This window comes from Streptomyces sp. NPDC055025 (genome assembly GCF_053608565.1).
Genome location: NZ_JBSGVS010000090.1, coordinates 1 through 26,486, shown reverse-complemented (window position 1 = coordinate 26,486; position 26,486 = coordinate 1). Strand labels below are relative to the sequence as shown.

Sequence of the window (26,486 nt, the reverse complement as noted above, 5' to 3'; positions counted from 1 at the left end):
CACTCACTGTGCGCCCCGGCCCGTCCCCGTGTGTGCCGCCGCACCGTTCGGATCGGCTCCGGGCCGGTCGCGGGTCAGTTCCGGCCGCCGGTTCGGCCACCGGTCCGTTCGCCGGTCCGTTCCGCAGTCCGTTCGCCGCCCAGTTCGACGGCGGCGCAGCGCCAGCGCAGATCGGCGCCCTGCTCCAGCCGGAAGGCCATGGCGCGGATCTGCTCCCCGGCGGCGATGCTGGCGCAGGCCTCGATCACACCGGGCCGTGGCTGGAAGCCGTGGCAGGTACGGATGACGGGGAGCACGCCCCGGGCCCTGAGCGGGGTGCCGGGCGCGAGCCGGACGAGCTGCTCGTACGCCTCTCCGATGGTCTGGCCGAGCATCCAGTGCACCGGGCGACGGCCGCTGAGGACGGCGAGCAGACGCTCCGCGAAGAGTTCGTGCGGGGTGACATGCCGGCTCCGCCGCGGACGTGGGGTGCCGGGCCCGCGCTGGTCGCGCCTGCCCGGGGGCCGCGCCCCCGCGACGGTCCTGGCCCCCGCGACGGTCCTGGCCGCCGCGCGGTCCGCCCTGGCGCCGCTGGGAGTGATGGACTTCACGCGCGCGGTGGTGTCCGTACGCGCGGTGGTGCCGGTACGCGCGGTGGTGCGGATGGTTTCGGTGGTGCGGATGGTGTCGGTGGTCTTCACGCAGATCGCCCCCGTTCTGCCCGTCCGGTCCGATACCGGTCGGTAACTTCTGGTGTGGGATCTTTTACGGGGCGTGAAGGCACGCCCGCAAGGCGGGTACGCCGACGGGGCACGGAGTGCCGGAATCACCTATCCGTGTGATCCGAGGGCGGTGCCGGACCGGAGGGCGGGGCGGGGCGCGGACCCCGGTGGACGCCCGGAAGCTCATGAGCGTCACCCCGAAGAGGGACTCCCGGACGTATCCTGAGTGCTCTCCCGACGATGAAAGCGGCCACCTCATGCGCGTCTATGTCCCCCTGACCCTGTCCGGTCTCGCAGAGGCGCACAAGACGGGCGAGGCCGGACCGGGGCCGCTGATCGCCTACGCCGTGACCCCGGGACTGCGTGAGTGGTACGTGTCCGACGACATCGAGGAGCTGGAGTACGCGGCCCTGAACCGGGCCGCCGCCGCCTCGCTGCGGCTGCTCGCCGCCGATCCGGGTGTGGGACGGCGCCGGGTGGTCCTCGCGGCCGACGTACCCGACAAGGAAGCCGTGTCGGACCCGGACCGCGGACTGGACGCGGGGGCGCTGGGCGAGGTGCGGATCGCCTCGGCGATCGCGCTGACGAGGGCGGCGGCGGTGCATGTCGACTCCGACGAGGCGGAGGAGGACGTGTCGGCCGCCGCGGCGGCGCTGGGCGCGGCGGACCACGGGGACGACGACGCCCAGTTCACGGTGGACGGCGCGGAGGACCACGAACTGCTCTGGTACGGGGTCCAGGAGATTCCGAACCTCATCGGCTGAGCGCCGCCGGGGGCCTCGGGCCGTCGGCGGCCTCGGCCAGGGCCGTTGTCGTACCCGGCCGGTACGGTTTCTGCCATGGGGAAGCAGAACACGCATCTGGTCTGGGACTGGAACGGCACGATTCTCGACGACATCGACGCGGTCATCGGGGCGACGAACGCGGCCTTCGCGGACATCGGCCTGGAGTCCATCACCCTCGACCGTTACCGCGAGCTGTACTGCGTACCGATCCCGCGGTTCTACGAGCGGATGATGGGCCGCCTGCCGAGCGACGAGGAGTGGACCGTCATGGACGCGGCCTTCCACCGCTACTACACCGAGCGGCGCGCGGCGTGCACGCTGACGGAGGGCGTCGAGGAGCTGCTGGCCCAGTGGCGGCTGGACGGCCGCAGCCAGTCGCTGCTGAGCATGTACGGGCACGAGGAGCTCGTTCCCACGGTGCGGGGGTACGGGATCGAGAGCCACTTCCTCCGGGTCGACGGACGCACGGGGCCGTCCGGCGGCAGCAAGGCGCTGCACATGGAGCGCCATCTGACCGCGCTGGCCTCCGCGGGCGCGATATCCGCCGAGCACACGGTGGTGATCGGCGACGCGGTCGACGACGCGGTGGCGGCGGCGCATGTGGGCGCCCGCGCCGTGCTCTACACCGGCGGTACGAACAGCAGGGCCGGCCTGGAGACGATGGGCGTTCCGGTGGTGGACACGCTGGCGGAGGCGGTCGCGACGGCGCGGGACCTGTGACGCGCTGAAGCGCCACCGCGCGCGACGGCCCCCGCCCGCCTTCTGCGTGGCGGCGGGCAGCGGCCGAGGGCACGGGCGGGCCGACGGCCGCCGGTGGCCGCCGCGGTGCGGTCTCGGGGCGCGGGCCGGCGGTTCCGGCGCGGTCCCGGGCGGCGTGGCTCAGGCCAGCGGGGCCTTCGCCCGGAGGATCGTCAGGAATTCCCGCATCCAGGCCGAGTGGTCCGGCCAGGCGCGGGAGGAGACGATATTGCCGTCCACGACCGCCTCGCTGTCCTGGAAGGTGGCACCAGCCGCCTGCATGTCGAGTTCCAGCGCCGGATAGGCGGTCACCCGGCGGCCGGCCAGCTCGCCCAGGGCGGCGGTCAGCAGCGGGCCGTGGCAGATCTGGGCGACCGGCTTGTCGGCGTCGAAGAAGGACTTGAGGATCTTGCGCAGCTCCGGATCGCCCCTGAGGTACTCGGGAGCGCGGCCCCCGGGGATGACGACAGCGGCGTACTGGGTGGGGTCGACCTCGGAGAAGGCCAGGTCGGCGGGCCAGGTGTAGCCGGGCTTCTCGGTGTAGGTGTCGAAGCCGGGCTCGAAGTCGTGGACGACGAACCGGAGTTTCTTGCGGGACGGCGCCGCGATATGGACCTCGTACCCCTCCTCGCGCAGACGCTGGTAGGGATAGAGGACTTCGAGGGACTCGGCGGCGTCGCCGGTGACGATCAGAACCTTGGCTGCCATGACTGCTCCCGGAAAGGGTGGGGCGATCTGTCCGACTGCCGACCAGTGTCGTCCCGCCGACCGCCTCCCGTCCCGGTCGGCGCGGTCCGTGTCGCTGTCCGGAGTGTCAAACTTATTGGCCCTCTTTTGTACACATGCGGCTCATGACGGCTCCCCGGGGAGGGGCGATAACCTTGGGCGGTGATCAGCGCGATAAGCCGTGGGAGCAGCGAGGCTCCCCGCCCGTGCCCGGAGCGCCACAGCGTCCGGGTGATCGCTGATCGCCAGGATCCGGACCGGTCGCCAAAATTGGCCAATAACGCCCCGGACATCTCTCATCGCGGCATAACGTCGACCTCGACCGGAAACCCCGCGTCGTGGCGTTGCGTCGCTTCCTTCACCTACGTCACGCAACGGCGCGCGACAGGAGCCAGAGGACATGCAGACCAAGCTGGACGAAGCCAAGGCCGAGCTGCTGGAACAGGCGGCTCGGGCCGCTGAGAACAGCCCGGCGGGGTGGACCGGGGGGCTGGGGGGCGGCCCCCGGAAGGACGAGGCGGCGGCCGGGCCTCAGGGCAAGGGCCGCAGGAGCGGTCCCGGCGGCCTCGCCGACGACGGTACCGACGCCGCGGGCGCACCCGCCGGCCTCGGCCAGGGGGCGCTGCGCGCGTACCTCCAGCGTTACTACCTGCACACCGCACCCGAGGACCTCGCCGACCGCGACCCGGTCGACATCCTCGGCGCGGCGCTTTCCCATTACCGGCTGGCGGGGCACCGCCCCCAGGGGACGGCCAGCGTGCGGGTGCACACCCCGTCGGTCGAGGAGAACGGCTGGACGTGCAGCCACTCCGTGGTCGAGGTCGTCACCGACGACATGCCGTTCCTCGTCGACTCCGTCACCAACGAGCTCTCCCGGCAGGGCCGCGGCATCCACGCCGTGATCCACCCGCAGGTCGTCGTACGCCGTGATGTCACCGGCAAGCTGATCGAAGTGCTCCCCGAGGGGAGCGAGGCCGAGGCGGACCGCGCGCACGATGTGCTCGTCGAGTCCTGGATCCATGTCGAGATCGACCGCGAGACCGACCGCGCCGATCTCAAGCAGATGACCTCCGATCTGCTCCGTGTCCTGTCCGACGTCCGCGAGACCGTCGAGGACTGGGAGAAGATGCGCGACGCCGCGCTGCGCATCGCCGAGGAACTGCCCACCGAGCCGACCGCCGACGATCTGCGTGACCAGGAGGTGGAGGAGGCCCGTGAGCTGCTGCGCTGGCTCGCCGCCGACCACTTCACCTTCCTGGGGTACCGCGAGTACCAGCTCACGGACTCCGACGCCCTGTCCGCCGTGGCCGGTACCGGACTCGGCGTGCTGCGCTCCGACCCCCAGCACACCGAGGACGACGACCACCCGGTCAGCCCCTCCTTCAGCCGGCTGCCCGCCGACGCCCGCGCCAAGGCCCGTGAGCACAAGCTGCTCGTCCTCACCAAGGCCAACAGCCGCGCCACCGTGCACCGGTCGGGCTATCTCGACTATGTCGGGGTGAAGAAGTTCGACGACAAGGGCAATGTCGTCGGCGAGCGGCGCTTCCTGGGGCTCTTCTCCTCGGCCGCGTACACCGAGTCCGTACGGCGCGTCCCGGTGATCCGGCGCAAGGTCGACGAGGTGCTGGCGGGCGCGGGATTCTCGCCCAACAGCCATGACGGCCGCGATCTGCTCCAGATCCTGGAGACCTACCCGCGCGACGAGCTGTTCCAGACGCCGGTCGACCAGCTCCGCTCGATCGTCACCAGCGTGCTCTACCTCCAGGAGCGCAGGCGGCTGCGGCTCTATCTGCGCCAGGACGAGTACGGGCGCTACTACTCGGCCCTCGTCTATCTGCCGCGCGACCGCTACACCACCGGTGTCCGGCTGCGGCTGATCGACATCCTCAAGGAGGAGCTGGGCGGCTCCAGCGTCGACTTCACCGCCTGGAACACAGAATCGATTCTTTCGCGGCTCCACTTCGTGGTCCGGGTCCCCCGGGGCACCGAACTGGCCAAGCTCACCAACGCCGACACCGACCGGATCGAGGCCCGGCTCGTCGAGGCCGCCCGCTCCTGGTCCGACGCCTTCGGCGAGGCGCTGAACGCCGAATGCGGCGAGGAGCGCGCCGCCGAGCTGCTGCGCCACTACGGCAACGCCTTCCCGGAGGGATACAAGGCCGACCACTTGCCGCGCGCCGCCGTCGCGGACCTGTTCCATCTGGAGGCCCTCGACAAGGCGGAGTCGGACTTCTCGCTCTCCCTGTACGAGCCGGTCGGCGCGGGACCGGGCGAGCGCCGCTTCAAGATCTACCGCTCGGGCGAGCAGGTCTCCCTCTCCGCCGTCCTTCCCGTGCTCCAGCGGCTCGGTGTCGAGGTCGTCGACGAGCGGCCGTACGAGCTGCGCTGCGCGGACCGTTCGACGGCGTGGATCTACGACTTCGGTCTGCGGATGCCGCTGGGCGGCGCCGACGGCGACTATCTCGCCGATGACGCCCGTGAGCGCTTCCAGGACGCCTTCGCCGCGGTCTGGACGGGCGCGGCGGAGAACGACGGCTTCAACTCCCTGGTCCTGAGCGCCGGTCTGGACTGGCGGCAGGCGATGGTGCTGCGTGCCTACGCCAAGTATCTGCGCCAGTCGGGCACGACCTTCAGCCAGGACTACATGGAGGACACCCTCCGCAGCAATGTCCACACCACCCGGCTGCTGGTCTCCCTCTTCGAGGCCCGGATGTCACCGGAGCGCCAGCGCGCCGGTACGGAGCTGACGGAGGCGATGCTGGAGGAGCTGGACGGAGCCCTCGACCAGGTCGCGAGCCTGGACGAGGACCGGATCCTCAGGTCCTTCCTCACCCTCATCAAGGCCACGCTCCGCACCAACTTCTTCCAGAGCGCCGACGGGCGCGGCGTCAGGAAGGGCGGGAAGAAGAGCGGGAGGAAGCAGGGCGGCGGGTACCACAGCTATGTGTCGATGAAGTTCGACCCGCAGGCCATCCCCGATCTGCCCGCGCCCCGGCCCGCGTTCGAGATCTGGGTGTACTCGCCCCGGGTCGAGGGCGTGCATCTGCGCTTCGGCAAGGTCGCCCGCGGTGGTCTGCGCTGGTCCGACCGGCGTGAGGATTTCCGTACGGAGGTCCTCGGCCTGGTCAAGGCGCAGATGGTCAAGAACACCGTGATCGTGCCGGTCGGCGCCAAGGGCGGCTTTGTCGCCAAGCAGCTTCCCGACCCGGCCGTGGACCGGGACGCCTGGCTGGCCGAGGGCATCGCCTCGTACAAGATCTTCATCTCGGCGCTGCTCGACATCACCGACAACCTGGTCGCGGGCGAGGTCGTGCCGCCGGCCGATGTGGTCCGCCACGACGAGGACGACACCTATCTGGTCGTCGCCGCGGACAAGGGCACCGCGAGCTTCTCCGACATCGCCAACGAGGTCGCGCTCGCCTATGACTTCTGGCTCGGGGACGCCTTCGCCTCCGGCGGCAGCGCGGGCTACGACCACAAGGGCATGGGCATCACGGCCCGCGGCGCCTGGGAGTCGGTGAAGCGGCACTTCCGTGAGCTGGGCCACGACACCCAGTCCGAGGACTTCACGGTCGTCGGTGTCGGCGACATGTCCGGTGACGTGTTCGGCAACGGCATGCTGCTCTCCGAGCACATCCGGCTGGTGGCGGCCTTCGACCACCGGCACATCTTCCTCGATCCGCACCCGGACGCGGCCACCTCGTACGCCGAGCGCCGCAGGATGTTCGAGCTGCCGCGCTCCTCGTGGGCCGACTACGACAAACGACTGCTCTCGCAGGGCGGCGGTATCCACCCCAGGACCGCCAAGTCGATCCCGGTCAACGCGCATGTGCGCGATGCCCTGGGGATCCAGCCGGGTGTGACCAAGCTGACGCCCGCCGAGCTGATGAAGGCGATCCTCCAGGCCCCGGTGGACCTGCTGTGGAACGGCGGAATCGGTACGTACGTCAAGGCATCCACCGAGTCGAACGCCGATGTCGGCGACAAGGCCAATGACGCGATCCGTGTCAACGGCGAGGACCTGCGGGTCGAGGTCGTCGGCGAGGGCGGCAATCTGGGGCTGACCCAGCTCGGCCGGATCGAGTTCGCGCGGCGCGGCGCGGGCGGCGAGGGCGGCAAGGTCAACACCGACGCGATCGACAACAGCGCGGGTGTGGACACCTCCGACCACGAGGTGAACATCAAGATCCTGCTGAACGGACTGGTGTCCGAAGGCGACATGACCGTCAAGCAGCGCAACAAGCTGCTCGCCGAGATGACCGACGAGGTCGGCGCGCTGGTGCTGCGCAACAACTACGCGCAGAACACCGCCCTCGGCAACGGCTCCGCCCAGTCGCCGTCCCTCCTCCACGCCCACCACCGGTTCATCCGCAGGCTGGAGCGGGACGGGCATCTCGACCGGGCGCTGGAGTTCCTGCCGAGCGACCGGCAGATCCGCGAACTGCTCAACACGGGCAAGGGCCTGTCCCAGCCGGAACTCGCGGTGCTGCTCGCGTACACCAAGATCACGGTGGCCGACGAGCTGATCCACACCGATCTGCCGGACGACCCGTATCTGCGCAAGCTGCTGCACGCGTACTTCCCCTCGGCGCTGCGCGAGCGGTTCCCGGACCGGATCGACACACACGCCCTGCGCCGTGAGATCGTCACGACGGTCCTGGTCAACGACACCGTCAACAGCGGCGGTTCGACCTTCCTGCACCGGCTGCGCGAGGAGACCGGGGCCTCGATCGAGGAGGTCGTCCGGGCCCAGGCCTCGGCCAGGGACATCTTCGGTCTCGGCGCGGTCTGGGACGCCGTGGAGGCGCTGGACAACAAGGTCCCGGCCGCCGTCCAGACCCGGATCAGGCTGCACTCGCGCCGGCTGGTCGAGCGCGGTACGCGCTGGCTGCTGGGCAACCGGCCGCAGCCGCTGGAGATCGCCGGCACCATCGAGTTCTTCGCGGCGGGGGTCGAGCGGGTCTGGGCGCAGTTGCCCACGATGCTGCGCGGCGCGGAGATGGAGTGGTACCAGCGCATCCTGGCGGAGCTGACCAACGCGGGCGTTCCCGAGGAACTCGCCGTACGGGTGGCGGGGTTCTCGTCCGCCTTCCCGACGCTCGACATCGTCGCGATCGCGGACCGTACGGGACAGGACCCGCTCTCCGTCGCCGAGGTGTACTACGACCTCGGTGAGCGGCTGTCGATCACCCAGCTCAGGGACCGGATCGTGGAGCTGCCGCGGGCCGACCGCTGGCAGTCGATGGCGCGGGCCGCCATCCGCGAGGACCTGTACGCGGCGCATGCCGCCCTGACCGCGGATGTGCTGACCGTGGGCAACGGGAACTCGACGCCGGAGGAGCGCTTCACCGCGTGGGAGCGGAAGAACGCGGCGATCCTCTCCCGTGCGCGGGCGACGCTGGAGGAGATCCAGAACTCGGACGCGTTCGATCTGGCGAATCTGTCGGTCGCGATGAGGACGATGCGGACGCTGCTGAGGACGCACAGCTGACGGGTGACGGGTGACGGGTGGCGGTACGACGGCCTTGCGGGCGGCCGTCGTACCGGCGGGGGACTCGTCCGGTGGAAGGCGCGCGGGTGACCTGTTCCCGTTCGGGTGAATCTCTCCGGCTGGAGGCCGGTTCGGAGAGACCCCGTTCGGATGAATCAAGTCCGGCCGTCCGGCGGTGTCCGGCTCAGGACACGGCGAGGGGCGTCCGGCTCAGGCCGAGCCGGGCGTCCCTCTCCGTGTCCCGGTCCACAGGCGTCGGCAGGCCAGTAGCGCCGCCGCCAGCAGAAGTCCGTTTCTGAGCGCCATCACCCCGCAGCCCAGCGGGGTGACCGCCATGACGTCCAGATAGAGCACGGGGTAGCCGACGGCGCTGAGGACCGTCGCGGGGAGCAGCAGCAGCGCGACCGGTCGCTGGGTGGTCACCCGTGAGGTGAGACAGACCGCGGCCAGGCCCAGCAGCCAGATCAGATACTGCGGGCTGATCACCCGGCTGGTGACGGTGAAGAGGAGCACGGCCGTCAGCGCCGCGTCGAACGGGGTGGCCGTCGTCCAGCGGACGGCGCGTACCCGCCACAGGAGCAGCCAGCAGAAGGCCGACGCGGTCAGCGACAGCGCGGCCAGCGATACCTCCGGCACATGCGGACCGGTGAACTCGAAGGCGCCGTAACGGTATTCGACCGTGCCGGACCAGCCCGCCAGCCGGGCCAGGGAGAGCGCGGTGCCGCCGAGCGACTCGATCTGGACGCCCCGGCCGCCCTGCTGGCGCAGAAAGTCCAGCGGGCGCGAGAAGTGCAGGGCGAGAACACCGAGCAGCACGAGCGCGCCGACCGCGGCGGAGATCCAGGCGGCACGGGTCGTACGGCCCCGGGGCGTACCCAGCAGGGTCAGTGCCGGCCAGACCTTCACCATCGCGCCCAGCCCGGCGAGCACCCCGCCGGTCAGGGGATGGCGGCGGACGGTGAGCAGGGCGAGTACGGCGAGGGCGGTGACCTGCACGTCGTAGCGCACGAGCGGGGTGTGCAGCAGCAGCGGCAGTCCGCACACCCACAGCCAGCCCCCGGTGGCCGACGATCCCGGGCCGCGCCCCGCCACCGTCAGGGCGAGGGTGATGACCGCGTCGGAGAGCAGGGCCAGGGCGACGAACGCCTGGAAGTACGTCAGCCACGGCAGCAGCGCGGGGAAGAGCAGTACCGCTCCGGCGCCCGGCGGATACTGCCAGGTCACATCGTCGAGCGGGTACGAACCCAGCTTGAGCTGCTCGTACCAGTGCCGGTAGACGCCGTGCACCTCACGGCCGACCGCGCCCACGCCGAGGGTGTCGTGCAGGATCAGCCAGAGCATCGCCAGCCGTGTCAGGGCCCAGACGGTCCAGAGGACGCAGGTGAGCAGCGCACTCCGGCCGGGGCGGCGGACGATCCTGGGCATCCTGGGCATCCTGGGGCCACGGGGCATCCAGGGGATACGGGGGATACGGGCGAAGGCGCGGGCGCGGGCGGAGGCACGGTCGGAGCCGCGTGCGGACGGACGGAGGGGCGTACGGGCGGACGTGGGCTCGGGGGCGCCGGCCGTGCCGGTCGGACGGTTTGTCATCGACCGGCACATTAACCCGAATTGGCGCTGTTTCCGGCGTTATTTCTTCTTGCCGGTGAACTCCTCGTACGCCGCGACGACCTCCTCCGCCGGGCCGTCCATCCGTAGCGTCCCCGACTCCAGCCAGAGCGCCCGGTCGCAGGTCTCGGTGATCGTCTTGTTGCTGTGGCTGACGAGGAAGACCGTGCCGGCCTCCTTGCGCAGTTCGGTGATGCGCTGCTGGCTGCGGCGCTGGAAGGCGGCGTCACCGGTGGAGAGGGCCTCGTCGATCAGCAGGACCTCATGGCTCTTGGCGGCGGCGATCGAGAAGCGCAGCCGGGCGCCCATGCCCGAGGAGTACGTCCGCATCGGCAGCGAGATGAAGTCGTCCTTCTCGTTGATCCCGGAGAACTCCACGATGTCGTCGTAGCGCTCCCGTACCTGCTCGCGGGACATGCCCATCGCCAGCCCGCCGAGGATGACATTGCGCTCGCCCGTCAGATCGCTCATCAGCGCCGCGTTGACGCCGAGGAGCGAGGGCTGACCGCGGGTGAAGATCCTGCCCTTCGTCGGCGGCAGCAGCCCCGCGACGGCCTTGAGCAGGGTCGACTTGCCCGATCCGTTGGAGCCGATCAGACCGATCGCCTCGCCCTTGTACGCCGCGAAGCTGACGCCCCGTACGGCGTGCACCTGGCGCGCTCCGGGGGTGCCCCGGCGCGAGACGATCCGGCTCAGGGCGGAGGTGGCGCTGCCCCGGCCGCTCCGGGTGCCATGGACCGTATAGGTGATGTGGACCCCGTCGGCGACGACGGTGGGGACGCGTTCGGCGTCGGTGCCGGTGGGGTTGGCGTCGGTGCCGGTGGTGCCGGTGGTGCCGGCGGGATCGGTCGTGCCGGCGGGGTCGCCGCCGGTCTCGTCGGGGGTGCGTTCAGCCACGTCCGTACTCCTCCTCGGCCTTCCAGAAGAACAAGAATCCGCCGATCCCGGCGAACAGGGCCCAGCCGAGGGCCACGGCCCAGATGTGCGGGGGCAGCCGGTCGGCGGTGAAGCTGTCGATGAGCGCGAAACGCATCAGATCGATATAGACGGCCGCCGGATTGCACTCCAGGGCCACCGCGACCCAGTGCGGCAGCTGGGCGTTGTCGGCCACCTTGTCGACGCTCCACATCACGCCCGACGCGTACATCCAGGTGCGCAGCACGAACGGCATGAGCTGGGAGATGTCCGGGGTCCTGGCCGCCAGCCGCGCCACGGCCATCGAGACGCCGGTGTTGAACAGCGACTGGAGCGCCAGGACCGGCGGCACCAGCAGCCAGCTCGGCCCGGGGTACTGGCCGAAGAAGACCAGGATCACCGTGAGCGCGGCCATGGAGAAGAGCAGTTGCTGGAGCTGCTGGAGGGCGAGGGCGATCGGCAGGGCGGCGCGCGGGAAGTGCAGGGCCCGGACGAGACCGAGGTTCCCGGAGATCGCACGGGTGCCCGCCATGATCGAGCTGGCGGTGAAGGTCCAGATGAAGACGCCCGTGACCAGGAACGGGACGAAGTCGGGCACACCCTTCCTGGTGCCGAGCAGTATGCCGAAGATGAAGTAGTAGACCGCCGCGTTGAGGAGCGGGGTCATGATCTGCCAGATCTGGCCGAGCTTCGCCTGGCTGTACTGGGCGGTGAGCCGGGCGGTGGCGAAGGCGGTGATGAAGTGCCGCCGTGACCAGAGGCCGCGGAGATACTCGGGCAGCGTCGGCCGGGCGCCGCTCACCCTCAGTCCGTGCCGGCGGGCGAGGGCGCTGAGGTCGGTCTCCGCCCCGGACCCGGCGTCGGACCGGGACGGGGTCCTGGGCGGAGATGTCCCGGGTGTCCGGGGCGCGGAGTCCGGCGCCCGGTCCGGTCCGGGGGCTGGTGCGGTCGGTGCGATCGGCTGGCTCACGAAGGTCGGCTTTCGGTCGGCTTTCGACGTCGGCTGGGACGGCGCTACAGCGCTGAGGGGGGCGCTCGGGGAGAGCATGCGACGGAACGGGACCGTATCGTCGTGACGACCAAGGTAAGTCGGAGTACGTCGCGACGCAACCGTGTCGTCGTAACGCCGTGGTGACGCTATGCTCGGTGTCCATGACCACGGACCCCCGCACCTCACGCCGTGTCCCCGCGGGAGCCGCCGTGCTCCGGGAGGATGTGACCGACGCCATCCGCGCCGCCGTCTTCGAGGAACTGGCCGCGGTCGGCTTCGCCCGGATGTCCATCGAGGGCATCGCGCGCCGGGCGGGCGTCGGCAAGACCGCCGTCTACCGCCGCTGGAAGTCCAAGCTGGCGCTCGTCCTCGATCTGCTCTCCGCCTTCGCGGCGCAGGGACTGCCCGCACCCGCGACCGGTTCGCTCTACGGCGATGTGCGCGCCCTGCTGGAAGTGGCCTCCCATGCGCTGCGCCACCCGGTCGCCTCGCAGGTCATCCCGGATCTGCTGGTGGAGGCGGCCCGCCATCCCGAGATCGCCGACGCGATCAAGACGGCGCTGCTGGACGGACAGCGGGGCATCGTCGCGGTGATCGTCCGCGAGGCCGTCGAACGGGGCGAACTCCCGGAGGGCGCGGACGCGGACCGGGCCCTCGATCTGATCGTCGGACCGCTCTACTGGCGGCTGGTGGTGGTCCGCGGTGATCTGCCCAAGGGGTATCTGGACGATCTGGCGGCCTCGGCGGTGGCGGCGGTCCGCCACGGCTGACGTGCCGTGTCCGGCCGCCGGTGTCGTCCCCGGCCGAGAGCGTCGTCTCCGGCTGACGCGCCGTGTCGTGCCGCGCCCGTACGTCTGGGGGGCCATACGTCTCCGGGGCCGTACGTCTCCCGGACAGGACGTCTCCCGGACCGGACCTCTCCGGGACCGTACGTCTCCGGAGCCGTGCGCGTACGCCCTGTGCGCGGCGGGGCGACGGCGAGGGCCAGTGCCGTCCGAACGGGAGGCGGGGAGGGCCGGCCGTCCCGTGACCGGCCCTCCCCGGGCTTCTCCGTACGGCGTCCCGCGACGCCGGCCGACGCGCCGTTGACGCGCTCGACGCGCGATCGACGGTTACTTGACGGCTCCCGCCATCACACCCGTCACGAACTGCCGCTGGAACGCGAAGAACACGGCCAGCGGAATCACCATCGAGACGAAGGCGCCGGGCGCCAGGACGTCGATGTTGTTGCCGAACTGCCGTACCTGCTGCTGGAGCGCGACCGTGATCGGCGGGCTGTCCGAGTCCGCGAAGATCAGCGCGACCAGCATGTCGTTCCAGACCCAGAGGAACTGGAAGATGCCGAGCGAGGCGATCGCGGGACCGCCGAGCGGCATCACGACCCGGGTGAACAGGCGTATCTCGCCCGCCCCGTCGAGCCGGGCCGCCTCCAGCAGCTCCTTCGGGATCTCCGCGAAGAAGTTCCGCAGCAGGAAGATCGCGAAGGGGAGGCCGAAGGAGACATGGAAGATGACCACGCCGAAGGTCGTCTCGAAGATGCCGATGGCGCCGAACAGCTTCGAGACCGGCACCAGGGCGACCTGTACCGGGACCACCAGCAGCCCCACGACCACCAGGAACCACCAGTCGCGACCGGGAAAGTCCATCCAGGCGAAGGCGTATCCGGCCAGCGAGCCGATCACCACGACCAGGACCGTCGAGGGGACGGTGATCAGGATCGTGGAGAACAGCGAGTTGGTGATCGTGTCGTTGTCGAGGAGCCGCGAGTAGTTCTCGGTGGTGAGCTGGGCGGGGGCCGTGAAGACCTGCCACCAGCCGCTTCCCGCGATGTCCGAGGAGTCGCGCAGCGAGGAGAGCAGCAGCCCGATCGTCGGCATCAGCCAGAACAGGCCGACCAGGATCAGGAAGACCCGCATCGCTCCGCCGCCCGCGCGGGCCGCGATCCGGCCGGCGAGGGGCTGCCGCGCCTTGACCGTCGTGTCGTTCGTGGTCATCGGCGTGTCTCCCTTCGCGTCCGCCGTACGTCGGTGTGCTGTCCCGGGGGGCGGTCCCCGGACTCCCGGCAGTGGGCGGGAGCGGGAGCGGGGTCGGGGGCGGGTCGGGGGAGACGGTCGTCGTTCATCGACATGTCTCCTTCCGCATCCGCCGGACATTGAAGAGCATCACCGGGATCACCAGCAGGAGCAGCAGTACGGCGATGGCGCTGCCGACCCCGAGATCCGCGTCCGTGCCGAACGACGAGCGGTAGAGCTGGAGCGCCAGCACGTTCGCGTCGTCCTGGGACGAGCCCGGCGCGATGATGAAGACCAGGTCGAAGATCTTCAGCACATTGATCATCAGCGTGACCAGGACGACCGCGAGGACCGGCGCCAGCAGCGGCACGGTGATCCGGCGGAAGACCTGCCACTCGTTGGCGCCGTCCACCCGGGCGGCCTCCATGAGTTCCCGGGGCACGCTCGCCAGCCCCGCCGCGATCAGCACCATCGCGAACCCGGCCCACATCCACAGATAGCTGCCGATGATGGCCGGGGTGACCAGGGAGGGACCGAGCCAGTCCACACCGTTGTACGGCTCCCTGAAGTTGGCCTCGGGGAGTCTCAGCTGGGCCCCGTCGGCCGCCGCGGGCAGGCTGAACGTACCGTCGGCCCCGGCCGTCGCCGAGGCGACCACCTTGCCGTCCTTGACGGCCTCCACCGCGATTCCCTTGAGGCCGAGTTCGCGGGTGTCGATGACATTGGGTTTGCCGCCGCCGCCCCGGGTGAAGTCCAGCCAGGCGGTGCCGGTGACCCGGCCGTCCTCCGCCGTCGCCGCCCTGGCGGTCCCCGCGTCGGACGGCATCTTCGCCGGGGCCACGCCCACCAGCGGCAACTGGACCGGGCTGCCCGCGCGCACGGGATCCTTGGTGATGAACGCGCCGCCGCCCGCCGGCTCCAGCGGATGCACCGGCAGCGGATGGGCGTTGGGGAAGCCCGCCGACTCGTTGAAGGTGTCGTGCACGCCCACCCAGACCGCGTTGGCGACCCCGCGGCCCGGGTCCTGCTCGTACACCAGCCGGAAGATGATGCCCGCGGCGAGCATCGAGATCGCCATCGGCATGAAGACGATCAGCTTGAACGCCGTGCCCCAGCGCACCCGTTCGGTGAGTACGGCGAAGATCAGACCGAGAGCCGTGGCGACGGTGGGCGCCACCACCACCCAGATCGCGTTGTTCTGGACCGCGGTCAGGATGGTGTCGTCGGTGAAGATCTCCACATAGTTGTCGAACCCGGCGAAGGAGTCGCCGGACTTGTCGAAGAAGGAGCGGTAGACCGAGTACCCGATGGGGTAGACCACGAGCGCGCCCAGCAGCACCAGCGCGGGCAGCAGAAAGCCGGCCGCGACGAGTTTACGTGTGCCTGTCACGCTCTTGCGTTTGTGTGTGCCGGGGGGCACCGGCGTGGTGCCCCCCGTCGCCGCCGACGTCATCGCGTCAGCTCTGGTACGCCTTGGCCGCGTCCGACTCCAGCTTCTGCTGGGCCCCCGCGACGTCCTTCGGGTTCTTCAGGAAGTCCTGAAGCGCCTTCCACTCACCCTTGCCGGGGGTACCGCCGAACGACTGCGGCATCTGGTCCGACATGTCGAAGCGGACGTCGTCGCCCGCCGCGATCAGCGCCTTGGCGATGTCGCGCTGGACGTCGTTCGGGTACGCGGCGGTGTCCAGGGACTTGTTCGGAGAGACGAAGCCGCCCGACTCCGCCCAGATCTTCGCGGCGTCCGTGGAGGCCAGGAAGGTCAGCAGCGCCTGGGCGCCCTTGCTGTCCTTGAGCGCCACGGCCGCGTCGCCGCCCGTCACCACGGGGGCCTCGGGGCCGACCGCCGGGAACGGGAAGACCTTGGCGTCCGTACCGATCTTGGCATCGGTCTCGGCGATGTTGATACCGACGAAGTCACCCTCGAAGACCATCGCGGCCTTCGGCTGGTCGCCGCCGGTGAAGGTCTGGGTGACGGAGGCGGGGAACTCGGTCTGGAGCGCGCCGTCCGCGCCGCCCGCGATCAGGGCAGGCTTGCCGAAGAGCTGGCCGAGCGTGGTCAGCGCGTCCCGCACGGAACCGTCGGTCCAGGGGATCTCGTGCTGGGCGAGCTGGTCGTACTTCTCCGGGCCCGCCTGGGAGAGATAGATGTTCTCGAACCAGTCGGTGAGGGTCCAGCCGTCGGCGCCGCCGACCGAGACCGGGGTGATGCCCGACGCCGAGATCGTCTCGGCCGTGGACAGGAAGTCGGTCCAGGTCTTGGGCACCGACGCGCCCGCGTTCTCGAACGCGGCGTTATTGTACCAGACCAGCGACTTGTTGGCGGCCTTGAAGTAGACGCCGTACTGCTCGCCGTCCACCGCGCCGAGGTCCTGCCAGACCTTGCTGTAGTTCTTGGTGAGCTGGGCCTTCGCCTCGGCGCCGGCCGGCTTGGCCCACTTCTTCTCCACGGCCTGCTGGATCGCGCCGACCTGAGGCAGCATCGCCACGTCCGGGGGGCTGCCACCGGCTATTTTCGTACCGAGGAAGTTGACGATCGGGTCCTGCGCGGGGACGAACGTGACCTTCGCGCCGGTGCGCTTCTCGAACTCCGTCAGAACCTTGGTGAAGTTCTCCTGCTCCGGCCCGGTCCAGACAGCCGCCACCTGGATGTTCTCGCCGTCGAGCTTGGGCAGTTGGACGCTTGCCGCGGCGGGCTCCTTGCTCGCGCCGCCGTCCGAGCCCTTGTCGTCGCCCGAATCGCCGCCGCAGCCGCTGAGGGCCACGGCACCTACGGCGACGATCGCCACGGCGGCCCGGCGGGTGCCCCATCCCCCTCGGCCCGTGCCAAGCGACTTGCCTGCTCTACGAGTTGTGCCCATCACTGCCCCGTCTCTGTCCTGGTGCGTACGGTTCTACGCGGGTGGAACCGGCGGCGCGGCCGTGACGTTGGCGGCGCTGCACTCGTCCCGTGCGCACAGTCCTACGCGGGGTGACCGGGCGCCGCAATACCGCTGTCGGTGCCAACTCGGGGATCGTGATGGGCTCGTGACGTGGAGCGATGGACGTAAAGGGATCTTCGGGGTTTCACGGGTGAGCCCGGGATGGTCATGGGTGAGCCGGGGTCAGTGGGGCGACAGGGACGGCCTCCACCGAGCGCGCGGCCCGGTCGAGCGCGCTGGCGAGCAGCGCGAGATCCGTCGGTCCGTTGCCCAGCTCCCTGACCGGGCGGCGGGCCGGCGGATCGCCCATCCGCTCCCACTCCACCACCGCGACCGTGGGCCTGAGCGTCGCGGTGCGCGGAATGCGCCCGGTGACCCTGCCGCCCTGGAACGGGGTGACCCGGCCGTCCGGATGCCCGAGCCTGCCCCGGCCCGGCGCCGGATCGTCGGGCGAGGGCGTGACGGACGGCGCGTCCAGCACGACCCGCAGCCGCGCGCCCTGCGCCAGCTCCGTGTCGACCGTGCGCTCGGGGCGCGCAGAGGCCGCCACGAGATGCACCCCGAGACGCTCGCCGTCCCTGGCCACCGCCTCCAGGGCGCGGACGACGGAACCGGCCGCCGGCCGTCCCGGGCTGCCGAGCGCGGGCGCGACCAGGGCGTCGAAGTCGTCGACGAGCACGACGAGCCGGGGCAGCGGCGCGGGCCGCTGTCCGGGAGCCGGACGGCCCATGGTGGTACGGAGTCTGAGCGTGCCCCGGGCGGGCGACTCCGGTTCGCCGCGGTGCCCGTCGCCGCGTGATCCGTCGTGGCGTGGCCCGTCCTGGCGCGATCCGTCATGCCGTGGCCCGTCCTGGCGTGACCCGTCCGGCTGCCGCTCCGACTGGTCGGCGCCCGACTCACCGCGCCGTACGGTCCGCTGCTCGGCGGCGCTCGGCGCGCGCTGGCCGATCAGCCGCTCCGATACCTCGCGCGCGTCCTGTTCGCTGTGCCACTCGTCGAAGTGCGCGGTGCCCAGCAGCTCGGCCCGCCGCTTCAGCTCGGCACCCAGCGCCTGGGCGAACTCCCGCATCCTGACCGGGTCGGAGGCGACGAGATGCTCGGTCACATGCGGCAGTTCCGTACAGACCGAGAGCCCTTCGCCGCGCTCGCCCCCCGCGCCGTCGACCAGCAGCAGCCCCAGCCGGTCGGGCCGGGCCGCCGCCGCGAGCGAGGCGGCGACGGAGCGCAGCAGTTCCGTACGGCCGCTGCCCGCCGGGCCCTCGATCAGCAGATGCGGGCCCTCCTCCGTGAGATCCACGCTCAGCGGGCCGCGCGGCCCGGCGCCGAGGACCGCCGTGCAGTCGCCCGTACCGTCCGCCGCGGACGCCCAACGGGCCATCAGGGAGGCCGGGGTGGCGCGCGCGAGGCCCAACTCGTCGAGCAGCCGGGCCGATCGGGGCAGCGCCGCCGTGGGACGGCCCCGGCCGCCGGCCGCGGCGGCGCGCAGCGGTGCCAGCGCCCGGCCGAACCGCTCCGCCCAGGCCGGTGAGACCGCGTCCACCACCGCGACCGTGCCATGCCCCGCGGGCTGGCCGTCGGAGGTCCTGAGCACCCGCAGCGAGGTGGCGACATCGCCGCTCAGCAGGGCGACGGCCCCGCACTCCCGGAACGGGAGCGAGGCCGCGCACGCCATCTCGTAGATCGCGGGGACCGGGGAGAACGGGGAGGCCGCCGGAGTCTCGGCGAGACAGAGCAGATGGACACCGGCCGCCGAACCGGCGCCCGCGAGCCGCGCCGTCGACTCGCGCAGCGCGGCCGAGCCGGGATCGCCGTCCACGATCACCAGGGTGTACGGGCCGTCGTGGCGGGCCGCCGCCTCCGTGATGGTCCAGGGATCGGCGGAGGCCCAGCCGGGACCGAGCGGACCGTCGTCCAGCCGGCGGATCAGCTCCGCCGTCCTGGCGCCCGCCTGGTCCCGGTCGAAGGCGAGCAGCAGCCGGCAGTCCTGGCCGTGCGCGGGCCGCGTATGGGGGAGCCAGCCGAGCCAGCCCCAGTCCTGGACGCGCTCCTCCACCGTGCGGGTGCGGTCCGTGGAGATCAGCACGATCTCCAGATCGGCGGGGGAGTGCAGCGCGGCGAGCTGGGCCACGGTCCAGCGGGCCATCCCGCTCAGCCGCTCCCGGGGGCCCGCCAGAGCGAGCGAACCGGCCTCGCGCAGCCCGACCGTCACCGGCGCGGCGGCCGGCGGGCGCGCGGCGCCGGAGGCCGGGCGGTCCGCCGTGCCCAGCCGGACGACCAGTGCGTCGGGGTGGCGGCTGTCGCGCTCCCACAGCCGGGGGCCGGGACCGAGCGCGGTCAGCAAGACCTCGGCCGGGTCGGGACAGGGCTCGGCGAGCGGGGCGGGTCCGGCGCCCGCCCCGGACCCGCCGGGGCCGCCCGGAGCGGCTTCGGGCAGCTCCTCGTCCCGGGCGCCGGTCAGCCGCCGCGCCCAGGCGCCTATGCCGCCCCGCCGCCGGGCCGCCGCCTCGGGTGATTCGGTGCCCCGCGCGGGGGTGGGCTGCCGCCGGGGTCCGGACGTACGGCTGTGGGAGTGCGGGCCGTCCTCGGCCGGGCCCGCGCCGGACTGCCGGGCGCCGCTCTCCGTCTGCCAGGGGGCGTCGTCCGCGGGCTCCGAGGCGCCCGCCCTGCTGTGGGCCCCGTCCGGGGCGTCCTCCATACGGCCGCGGAAGCCGTAGTGCGTATCGGCGCTGCGGGGATCGGGCACGCGCGGGGCGCCCGGGGGATTGCCGTACTGCGGGCCCAGGACCCGGCTGGAGGCGCCGGCCGGCACCGAGCCGCCGTATCCACGGGCCGTATGACCTTCGCCACGCCCCCGGGACTCCGTGTCCGGGTCGGCGGCCGTGCCGGGAGCGGGGCCCGGTCCGGCTCCCGCGCTGTCCCGGGCGCCGGGTGCCGGGCCGCCGTGCGCGGGAGCGGGCTCGCGCAGACCGCTGCCGTACTGCGGGCCCGGTGAGGCGCCCTCCGGTCCGTATCCCGAGCCGTCCGTGCCGAATCCGCCCGTGCCGTACGCACCCGTCGCCCGACCGCTGCCGGTGGCGCGCGCCGGTCGGCCGGGGCCGCCCTGACCGCTTCCGGCGGCCGGGCCGTACGGGAGTCCTCCCGGGCCGTCCGTACCGGCGGGGTCCTGGGCGTCCGCCGTGCCAGGACCGCCGGGCCCGCCCGGTCCTCCGGGTCCTTCCGGTCCTCCGGGGCGGACGATCCGCAGATGGCCCTCGCCGTCCGGGGCCGTGGACAGCGCGGCCGGACGGCCGCCCGAGGTGAGCCTGAGCACGGACTCACCGAGCCGCAGCAGCGCGCCGGGGGCGAGCGGCACCGGACGGTCGCCGACGGCGGCGCCCTCCAGCGTCGTGCCGTTCGTGGATCCGAGATCGGCGACGGAGACCCGGCCGTCGTCGGCGACCGTCACCGCGCAGTGGATCCGTGACACGTCCGGGTCGTCCAGAGGGACGTCGGCGTCGGCGGAGCGGCCGATTCTGATCCGTCCTCCGTGCAGGAGGTGCACGCCGCCCGCGTCCGGACCCGCCACCACATGGAGCTGGGCGGGTGCGTCGTCCGCAGGCGCGTCGTCCTCGCCGGGGACCTGGAGCGAGAGCACCGCGCCGTCGATCAGCGGCGGCTCGCCGAGGGCGCAGCGCTGGGCGTCGAGCCGCTCCCGGCCCGCGTACACCACGACGGCGCCGGAGGCGTCCGGGCCCGAGACGGCGGTGGCGAGGGCGGAGGCGACGGCGGCCAGCGCCGTCCCGGCCGGGGCGGTGACGAGCACGTCGCACGCGCGTCCCGCGGCGTGGCCGCCGCGTGGCGCGAGGACGGTCAGCCGGATCTGCATGGCCGTCAGCGGTCCCTTCTGCGCGGGGTGCCCGGCAGGGGGACGCTCTGTGATTCCCCCCACCACGCACGGACGCGTCGCCCGGTACAGGTCGGCACGGACGGTGCGACTCCCCACTCCACACCTTCGCGTGCTGGGGGCATCCTCGCACCTGCCAGTGACAACACGCCCGGCGGCCGAGGGCAAGTGATCTTGAATAGTCGGCTGTTGGCGCAAAAGTGCCTGCCTGTTCGTCGCTTCGAGACAGCTTGTGACCATCTGTGACGCCCTCCGACCTGCTGTTCGGCAACCAACCGCCGGATGTGAGCGTCTTTCCTCCGAACGCGACCGGTGCGGGACAGGAAGATGACCGGCCGGTGATCCGTTCCGTGATCCGTTCGGGGACCCGTTCGGGCGGTCTAAAGTGGGTCGGAAGCCCGGGGCGCCCGGGGCACGGAAGACCACGACCAGCAGGGAGCGCATGACGTGCGGCCGGTAGGCAGCAAGTACCTGCTCGAAGAGCCGCTCGGACGCGGTGCCACGGGCACCGTCTGGCGTGCCCGTCAGCGGGAGACCGCGGGTGCCGAGGCGGCCGTGGCCGGCCAGCCCGGCGAGACTGTCGCGATCAAGGTCCTCAAGGAAGAGCTGGCGAACGACGCGGACGTCGTGATGCGCTTCCTGCGCGAGCGCTCCGTGCTGCTCAGGCTCACCCACCCCAATATCGTGCGCACCCGCGACCTGGTCGTGGAGGGCGATCTCCTCGCGCTCGTCATGGATCTCGTCGACGGTCCCGATCTGCACCGCCATCTGCGGGACAACGGCCCGTTCTCCCCGGTCGCGGCGGCCCTGCTGACCGCCCAGATCGCGGACGCGCTCGCCGCCAGCCACGCCGACGGTGTCGTGCACCGGGACCTCAAGCCCGCCAACGTCCTCCTCAAGGACGACGGCGCCGGGCTGCACCCGATGCTCACGGACTTCGGCATCGCCCGTCTCGCCGACTCCCCGGGACTGACCCGTACACACGAGTTCGTCGGCACCCCCGCCTATGTCGCGCCGGAGTCCGCCGAAGGCCGCCCGCAGACCTCCGCCGTCGACATCTACGGCGCGGGCATCCTGCTGTACGAGCTGGTCACCGGCCATCCGCCGTTCGCCGGCGCGACCGCGCTGGAGGTGCTCCACCGCCATCTCAGCGAGGAGCCCCGCCGCCCGACCACCGTGCCCGAGCCGCTGTGGACGGTCATAGAGCGCTGTCTGCGCAAGGACCCGGCCCAGCGGCCCAGCGCCCAGAACCTCGCCCGCGCCCTGCGGACCGTCGCCGCCGGTGTCGGGGTGCACTCCAGCCCCGCCCAGGTCGACGCGGCGCTGGGCGTCGGCGCGCTGCTCGCGCCCGACCCGGCGCCCGCGCCGGTGCCCGATCTGCCCGGTGCCGCCGACCCGACACAGGTCCTGCCGAGCAACGCGGGCTCGTACGATCCGAACGCGGCGACCAGCTTCATGCCCTCCACGGGGGGACCCGGCGGCCCGGGATTCGGCGGGCCGTCCGGCGCCGCCGACCCGACGGCGGTCATGCCGCCCGTACCGCCACGCCCCGACGGGACACCGGAGCCGGAGGGCCCGCACCCCTGGCAGAGCCAGCTCCAGGCCGCGCGCGACCGCAACGAGCAGACCCAGGTGCAGTATCTGGACCCGGACCAGGACCCGCTGCGCCGCCGTCCGCAGCGTCCGCAGGCCCCCCGGCACCAGCAGCAGCCGCCCGCGCGCCAGCAGCAGCGGCCCCAGCGCCAGGACCGGCCCCCGCAGCAGTACGCGCCCCAGCCCCCGCAGCCCCAGCAGCAGCGGTACCAACCGCCGCGGCAGCAGCAGTACGCGCCTCCTCAGCCACCGCCCCAGCAGCCGGTACCGCGGCAGCCGCGCGAGCCGCGGCAGCGCGGCGCGAATCCGATGCGGATCCCCGGACTGGGCTGCCTCAAGGGCTGTCTGTTCACGCTCGTCCTGCTCTTCGTCGCGGGCTGGCTCATCTGGGAACTGACACCTCTTCAGGACTGGGTCGCCGAGGGCAAGAGCTACTGGACGGCCATAAGTGACGCGTTTTCGACGGTGACGGACTGGTTCTCCGAGCTGGGCGGTTCGGACCCGGGCTCCGGCTCGGGTTCGGTACCGGGGCAGTGATCTCAGGGGGGACAACCCCCGGGATCCCGTACGGAAAGCCCCGATACCCGCGTACTTTGATGGGCAACGCCAGCCGCTGAGGGAGCAGTCTTGGCACGGAATATCGGCAGCCGGTACACCGCCCATCAGATTCTGGGGCGGGGCAGCGCGGGCACGGTGTGGCTCGGGGAAGGGCCCGAAGGGCCCGTGGCCATCAAGCTGTTGCGTGAGGATCTCGCCTCCGACCAGGAACTGGTCGGGCGCTTCGTCCAGGAACGCACCGCCCTGCTCGGGCTCGACCATCCCCGGGTGGTCGGCGTCCGCGATCTCGTCGTGGACGGCAACGATCTGGCGCTGGTCATGGAACTGGTCCGCGGCACGGATCTGCGTACCCGGCTCGACCGGGAGCGCAGGCTCGCCCCCGAGGCGGCGGTCGCGATCATCGCCGATGTCGCCGACGGTCTCGCCGCCGCGCACGCGGCCGGGATCGTCCACCGCGACGTCAAGCCGGAGAACATCCTGCTCGACATGGAGGGCCCGCTCGGCCCCGGCGGCGCGCACCCGGCACTGCTGACCGACTTCGGGGTAGCGAAGCTGATCGACACCCCGCGGCGCACCAAGGCGACCAGGATCATCGGCACCCCCGACTATCTGGCGCCCGAGATCGTCGAGGGCCTGCCACCGCGCGCGGCCGTCGACATCTACGCGCTGGCCACGGTCCTGTACGAGCTGCTGGCGGGCTTCACACCGTTCGGCGGCGGCCACCCCGGCGCCGTACTGCGCCGGCATGTCACCGAGACCGTCGTCCCGCTCCCCGGTATCCCCGAGGAACTGTGGCAGCTCCTGGTGCAGTGCCTGGCCAAGGCCCCGGCCTCCAGGCTGCGCGCGTCCGAGCTGGCGGCCCGGCTGCGCGAACAGCTGCCGCTGCTGGCGGGCATCCCCCCGCTGGACGTGGACGAGCCCGACGCGGAGCCCACCGAGCCGCCCTCCTCGTACGAGGAGCCGGGGCAGACGGCCCCCGAGCGGCCGCGCCGCCGCGGCGCGGTCCCGCTCGTCCCGGGCGCGGCGCCCGACTCCAACCGGGACACCCACACGAGCATGCGCGTCCCGGGCCCGGACGAACTGGCGGGCGGCGCCCGCGGCACGGCCCGCGCACCCCGCTCCCCGGGCCAGCGCAGGCCGGGCTCGGCCCGTCACAAGGCGGAGACGGTACGCAAGCGCCGGCTCACCCTGGGAGCGGTCTCGGTGCTGGTGGTCCTGCTGCTGGCGGTCGGCGGCTGGCTGGCTGCTTCTCTTTAGGGGGCCGGTCCGCCTCCGGGCGCTCGCTGTGTCCATCAGCGGCCTCCGGCCGCGGGCACGTTCCGGCCGCTATCGCACGCCGGCGAGTGAGCCGAAGGGGCGCGTCGGTGCCGAAGAGGAGAACGCGCGCGGGCCGTGAGGAACGAGCGGCCGAGCACGATCGACTGTCGGCGCCGACAAAAAAGCGCCCCGGAGGCGAACCGAGGCTCAAAAAAGAGGGGCTACGCTGGAGCCGTGGCAGTCGTCGATGTATCCGAAGAGCTGAAGTCCCTCTCCTCGACCATGGGGTCGATCGAGGCCGTCCTGGACCTCGACAAGTTGAGGGCCGACATCGCCGTACTGGAGGAGCAGGCCGCGGTCCCGTCCCTCTGGGACGACCCGGAGGCGGCGCAGAAGATCACCAGCAAGCTCTCGCACCTCCAGGCCGAGGTCCGCAAGACGGAGGCACTCCGCGGGCGGATCGACGACCTCGAAGTGCTCTTCGAGCTGGCGGAGGCCGAGGACGACTCGGACACCCGGGCCGAGGCCGAGTCCGAGCTGGAGTCGGTGCGCAAGGCGCTGGACGAGATGGAGGTCCGTACGCTCCTGTCCGGCGAGTACGACGAGCGCGAGGCGCTGGTCAACATCCGGGCCGAGGCGGGTGGCGTCGACGCCGCCGACTTCGCCGAGCAGCTCCAGCGGATGTATCTGCGCTGGGCCGAGCGGCACGGCTACGGCACCGAGGTCTACGAGACCTCGTTCGCGGAGGAGGCCGGCATCAAGTCGACCACCTTCGTCGTCAAGGCGCCGTACGCGTACGGCACGCTCTCCGTGGAGCAGGGCACCCACCGGCTCGTCCGGATCTCGCCGTTCGACAACCAGGGGCGTCGGCAGACCTCCTTCGCCGGTGTCGAGGTGCTCCCGGTCGTGGAGTCCAGCGACCATGTCGAGATCGACGAGACCGAGCTGCGCGTGGATGTCTACCGCGCCTCAGGACCCGGCGGACAGGGCGTCAACACCACCGACTCCGCGGTCCGTATCACGCATCTCCCGACCGGCATCGTCGTCTCCTGCCAGAACGAGCGCTCGCAGATCCAGAACAAGGCGAGCGCCATGAACGTCCTCCAGGCGAAGCTGCTCGAACGCCGCCGCCAGGAGGAGCAGGCGAGGATGGACGCGCTCAAGGGCGACGGCGGCAACTCCTGGGGCAACCAGATGCGTTCGTACGTTCTGCACCCGTATCAGATGGTCAAGGACCTGCGGACGGAGTTCGAGGTCGGCAATCCGCAGGGTGTGCTCGACGGTGAGATCGACGGTTTCCTGGAAGCGGGAATTCGCTGGCGCAAGCAGCGGGACAAGTAGATTCGCGCTTTGTCGACAAGGGAACTGCCTTCCACCGGAGGGCAGTTCCTTTTTCGTCACAGTTACGCTCCCGCGCGCGGACAACTGTCGCGATAACGGTCATCGCTCGCGCAACCACCTTGACGCGTATATGAAAACTCGGAAAGCTGGCGCGCGGCATGCGTAATTCCGAGGCGCGTGCGACCGGGGGCGGAGCACATACGGACCCCCCGTGGCCGCCGCGCCGGACGCTGCACCAATGACGAATGAGCTACTGGGGGTAGCAAGCAGATGACCAAGAAGACGCGGATCCGCGTGGCGCGCGTGGCCGCCGGCGCGGTGATCGCCGCGGGCGCCTCACTGACCATCGCGGGCGCCGCTCAGGCCGTCGGTATCGGAGTTTCCGCCGATGTCGGCCTCGTCGGTATCAACGAGGAGCCGACACCGCCCTCCGAGCCGCCGACCGAGATCCCGGACCCGCCCACGCAGGAGCCGCCGACGCAGGAGCCGCCCACCCAGGAGCCGCCGACGCAGGAGCCTCCCACGCAGGAGCCTCCGACGCAGGAGCCCCCGACCCAGGAGCCGCCCACCGAGGAGCCTCCGACGGAGGAGCCGCCGACGGAGCCCAGCGCGGATCCCGACCCCACCACGGCCCCGACCGACGACCCGGGTGACGGGGGTGCCACGGGCGGCGATGGCGACGGCGGCGCGGGTACCTGCATCGTCGACGTCGACGGCGCCGAGTGCGTCGACAACACCGACACCGACAGCGCCGGCTCCCAGCCGGTGCAGCAGGGTGCGGCCAAGGAGGAGCTGGCGGAGACCGGCGCCGCCGAGACCTCGTTCCTGCTGATCGGCGCCGCGACCATGATCGCGGGCGGTATCGGCTTCCGGATGCTGCCGCGTCTGGTGGGCGGTGGCCGGACCGCCGCCTAGGCGCGTACGGAAACGCACGGCACAGGACAGAAAAGCACAGACAAGAAACAGAGG

The 26,486-nt window shown here is 71.7% G+C and carries 17 protein-coding genes; 8 read left to right on the top strand and 9 right to left on the bottom strand.

Annotated features, from left to right (window positions below; genetic code table 11):
* Positions 1-74: 74 nt before the first annotated feature.
* Entirely contained in the window at positions 75-581 is a 507-nt protein-coding gene (locus ACWGDX_RS36010; RefSeq protein WP_453632566.1) for an Rv3235 family protein, read from the bottom strand.
* A gap of 377 nt (positions 582-958) precedes the next feature.
* Between ACWGDX_RS36010 and ACWGDX_RS36005 the strand changes: the two genes are divergently transcribed.
* Positions 959-1,465 carry a DUF6912 family protein gene (locus tag ACWGDX_RS36005; RefSeq protein ID WP_453632559.1) on the top strand — a complete coding sequence of 169 codons (507 nt, stop codon included), beginning with the start codon at positions 959-961 and terminating at the stop codon, positions 1,463-1,465.
* 75 nt (positions 1,466-1,540) lie between these two features.
* Positions 1,541-2,206, top strand: a complete 666-nt coding sequence (locus ACWGDX_RS36000; protein WP_453632557.1) for an HAD family hydrolase — start codon at positions 1,541-1,543, stop codon at positions 2,204-2,206.
* Between the two features lie 159 nt (positions 2,207-2,365).
* On the opposite strand, the gene ACWGDX_RS35995 is transcribed toward ACWGDX_RS36000, so the two are convergent.
* A complete protein-coding gene (locus ACWGDX_RS35995) occupies positions 2,366-2,932 on the bottom strand; it encodes a DJ-1/PfpI family protein (RefSeq protein ID WP_363081366.1) in 567 nt (188 codons plus the stop codon).
* A gap of 418 nt (positions 2,933-3,350) precedes the next feature.
* On the opposite strand from ACWGDX_RS35995, the gene ACWGDX_RS35990 reads away from it, so the two are divergent.
* Positions 3,351-8,441: an NAD-glutamate dehydrogenase gene (locus ACWGDX_RS35990; RefSeq protein WP_453632556.1), complete on the top strand. Its 5,091-nt coding sequence runs from the start codon at positions 3,351-3,353 to the stop codon at positions 8,439-8,441.
* A gap of 210 nt (positions 8,442-8,651) precedes the next feature.
* Here the strand turns inward: ACWGDX_RS35990 and ACWGDX_RS35985 are convergent, their stop codons facing one another.
* From ACWGDX_RS35985 to ACWGDX_RS35975, 3 genes are all read right to left on the bottom strand, one after another.
* Positions 8,652-9,866 (bottom strand): glycosyltransferase 87 family protein, encoded by a 1,215-nt coding sequence (locus ACWGDX_RS35985; RefSeq protein WP_453632564.1) that lies wholly within the window; start codon positions 9,864-9,866, stop codon positions 8,652-8,654.
* 204 nt (positions 9,867-10,070) lie between these two features.
* Positions 10,071-10,799 (bottom strand): ABC transporter ATP-binding protein, encoded by a 729-nt coding sequence (locus ACWGDX_RS35980; protein ID WP_453632563.1) that lies wholly within the window; start codon positions 10,797-10,799, stop codon positions 10,071-10,073.
* Positions 10,800-10,938: 139 nt separating this feature from the next.
* The gene (locus ACWGDX_RS35975; protein ID WP_453632561.1) at positions 10,939-11,772 is read right to left on the bottom strand and encodes an ABC transporter permease; all 834 of its coding nucleotides are present in this window, start codon (positions 11,770-11,772) and stop codon (positions 10,939-10,941) included.
* Positions 11,773-12,116: 344 nt separating this feature from the next.
* Between ACWGDX_RS35975 and ACWGDX_RS35970 the strand changes: the two genes are divergently transcribed.
* Complete coding sequence (locus ACWGDX_RS35970) at positions 12,117-12,725, top strand: TetR/AcrR family transcriptional regulator (protein WP_453632554.1); 609 nt, start codon at positions 12,117-12,119, stop codon at positions 12,723-12,725.
* Positions 12,726-13,067: 342 nt separating this feature from the next.
* Here ACWGDX_RS35970 and ACWGDX_RS35965 read toward each other — a convergent pair whose 3' ends face one another.
* From ACWGDX_RS35965 to ACWGDX_RS35950, 4 genes are all read right to left on the bottom strand, one after another.
* The gene (locus ACWGDX_RS35965) at positions 13,068-13,949 is read right to left on the bottom strand and encodes a carbohydrate ABC transporter permease (RefSeq protein WP_453632552.1); all 882 of its coding nucleotides are present in this window, start codon (positions 13,947-13,949) and stop codon (positions 13,068-13,070) included.
* 124 nt (positions 13,950-14,073) lie between these two features.
* Positions 14,074-15,420, bottom strand: a complete 1,347-nt coding sequence (locus ACWGDX_RS35960) for a carbohydrate ABC transporter permease (protein ID WP_453632551.1) — start codon at positions 15,418-15,420, stop codon at positions 14,074-14,076.
* Positions 15,421-15,424: 4 nt separating this feature from the next.
* Positions 15,425-16,825, bottom strand: a complete 1,401-nt coding sequence (locus tag ACWGDX_RS35955; protein WP_453632549.1) for an ABC transporter substrate-binding protein — start codon at positions 16,823-16,825, stop codon at positions 15,425-15,427.
* A gap of 226 nt (positions 16,826-17,051) precedes the next feature.
* Positions 17,052-20,750, bottom strand: coding sequence for an FtsK/SpoIIIE domain-containing protein (locus tag ACWGDX_RS35950; protein WP_453632547.1), 3,699 nt, complete (start codon positions 20,748-20,750; stop codon positions 17,052-17,054).
* 465 nt (positions 20,751-21,215) lie between these two features.
* On the opposite strand from ACWGDX_RS35950, the gene ACWGDX_RS35945 reads away from it, so the two are divergent.
* From ACWGDX_RS35945 to ACWGDX_RS35930, 4 genes are all read left to right on the top strand, one after another.
* Positions 21,216-22,898: a serine/threonine-protein kinase gene (locus ACWGDX_RS35945; RefSeq protein ID WP_453632545.1), complete on the top strand. Its 1,683-nt coding sequence runs from the start codon at positions 21,216-21,218 to the stop codon at positions 22,896-22,898.
* 90 nt (positions 22,899-22,988) lie between these two features.
* On the top strand, positions 22,989-24,176 hold the full coding sequence (locus tag ACWGDX_RS35940; RefSeq protein ID WP_453632543.1) for a protein kinase domain-containing protein: 1,188 nt from the start codon (positions 22,989-22,991) through the stop codon (positions 24,174-24,176).
* A gap of 234 nt (positions 24,177-24,410) precedes the next feature.
* The gene (prfB, locus tag ACWGDX_RS35935; protein ID WP_453632541.1) at positions 24,411-25,517 is read left to right on the top strand and encodes a peptide chain release factor 2; all 1,107 of its coding nucleotides are present in this window, start codon (positions 24,411-24,413) and stop codon (positions 25,515-25,517) included.
* 270 nt (positions 25,518-25,787) lie between these two features.
* Positions 25,788-26,432, top strand: a complete 645-nt coding sequence (locus ACWGDX_RS35930; protein WP_453632539.1) for an LPXTG cell wall anchor domain-containing protein — start codon at positions 25,788-25,790, stop codon at positions 26,430-26,432.
* The last annotated feature ends 54 nt before the right edge of the window (positions 26,433-26,486 follow it).

What these genes read in the sequence shown, in the direction of transcription:
- ACWGDX_RS35985 (WP_453632564.1), bottom strand. Translation starts at nt 9,866, where the DNA reads ATGCCCAGGATCGTCCGCCGCCCCGGCCGGAGTGCGCTGCTCACCTGC.
- ACWGDX_RS35955 (WP_453632549.1), bottom strand. Translation starts at nt 16,825, where the DNA reads ATGGGCACAACTCGTAGAGCAGGCAAGTCGCTTGGCACGGGCCGAGGG.
- ACWGDX_RS35930 (WP_453632539.1), top strand. Translation starts at nt 25,788, where the DNA reads ATGACCAAGAAGACGCGGATCCGCGTGGCGCGCGTGGCCGCCGGCGCG.
- ACWGDX_RS35960 (WP_453632551.1), bottom strand. Translation starts at nt 15,420, where the DNA reads ATGACGTCGGCGGCGACGGGGGGCACCACGCCGGTGCCCCCCGGCACA.
- ACWGDX_RS36000 (WP_453632557.1), top strand. Translation starts at nt 1,541, where the DNA reads ATGGGGAAGCAGAACACGCATCTGGTCTGGGACTGGAACGGCACGATT.
- ACWGDX_RS35970 (WP_453632554.1), top strand. Translation starts at nt 12,117, where the DNA reads ATGACCACGGACCCCCGCACCTCACGCCGTGTCCCCGCGGGAGCCGCC.
- ACWGDX_RS35995 (WP_363081366.1), bottom strand. Translation starts at nt 2,932, where the DNA reads ATGGCAGCCAAGGTTCTGATCGTCACCGGCGACGCCGCCGAGTCCCTC.
- ACWGDX_RS35950 (WP_453632547.1), bottom strand. Translation starts at nt 20,750, where the DNA reads ATGCAGATCCGGCTGACCGTCCTCGCGCCACGCGGCGGCCACGCCGCG.
- ACWGDX_RS35965 (WP_453632552.1), bottom strand. Translation starts at nt 13,949, where the DNA reads ATGACCACGAACGACACGACGGTCAAGGCGCGGCAGCCCCTCGCCGGC.
- ACWGDX_RS35990 (WP_453632556.1), top strand. Translation starts at nt 3,351, where the DNA reads ATGCAGACCAAGCTGGACGAAGCCAAGGCCGAGCTGCTGGAACAGGCG.
- ACWGDX_RS36005 (WP_453632559.1), top strand. Translation starts at nt 959, where the DNA reads ATGCGCGTCTATGTCCCCCTGACCCTGTCCGGTCTCGCAGAGGCGCAC.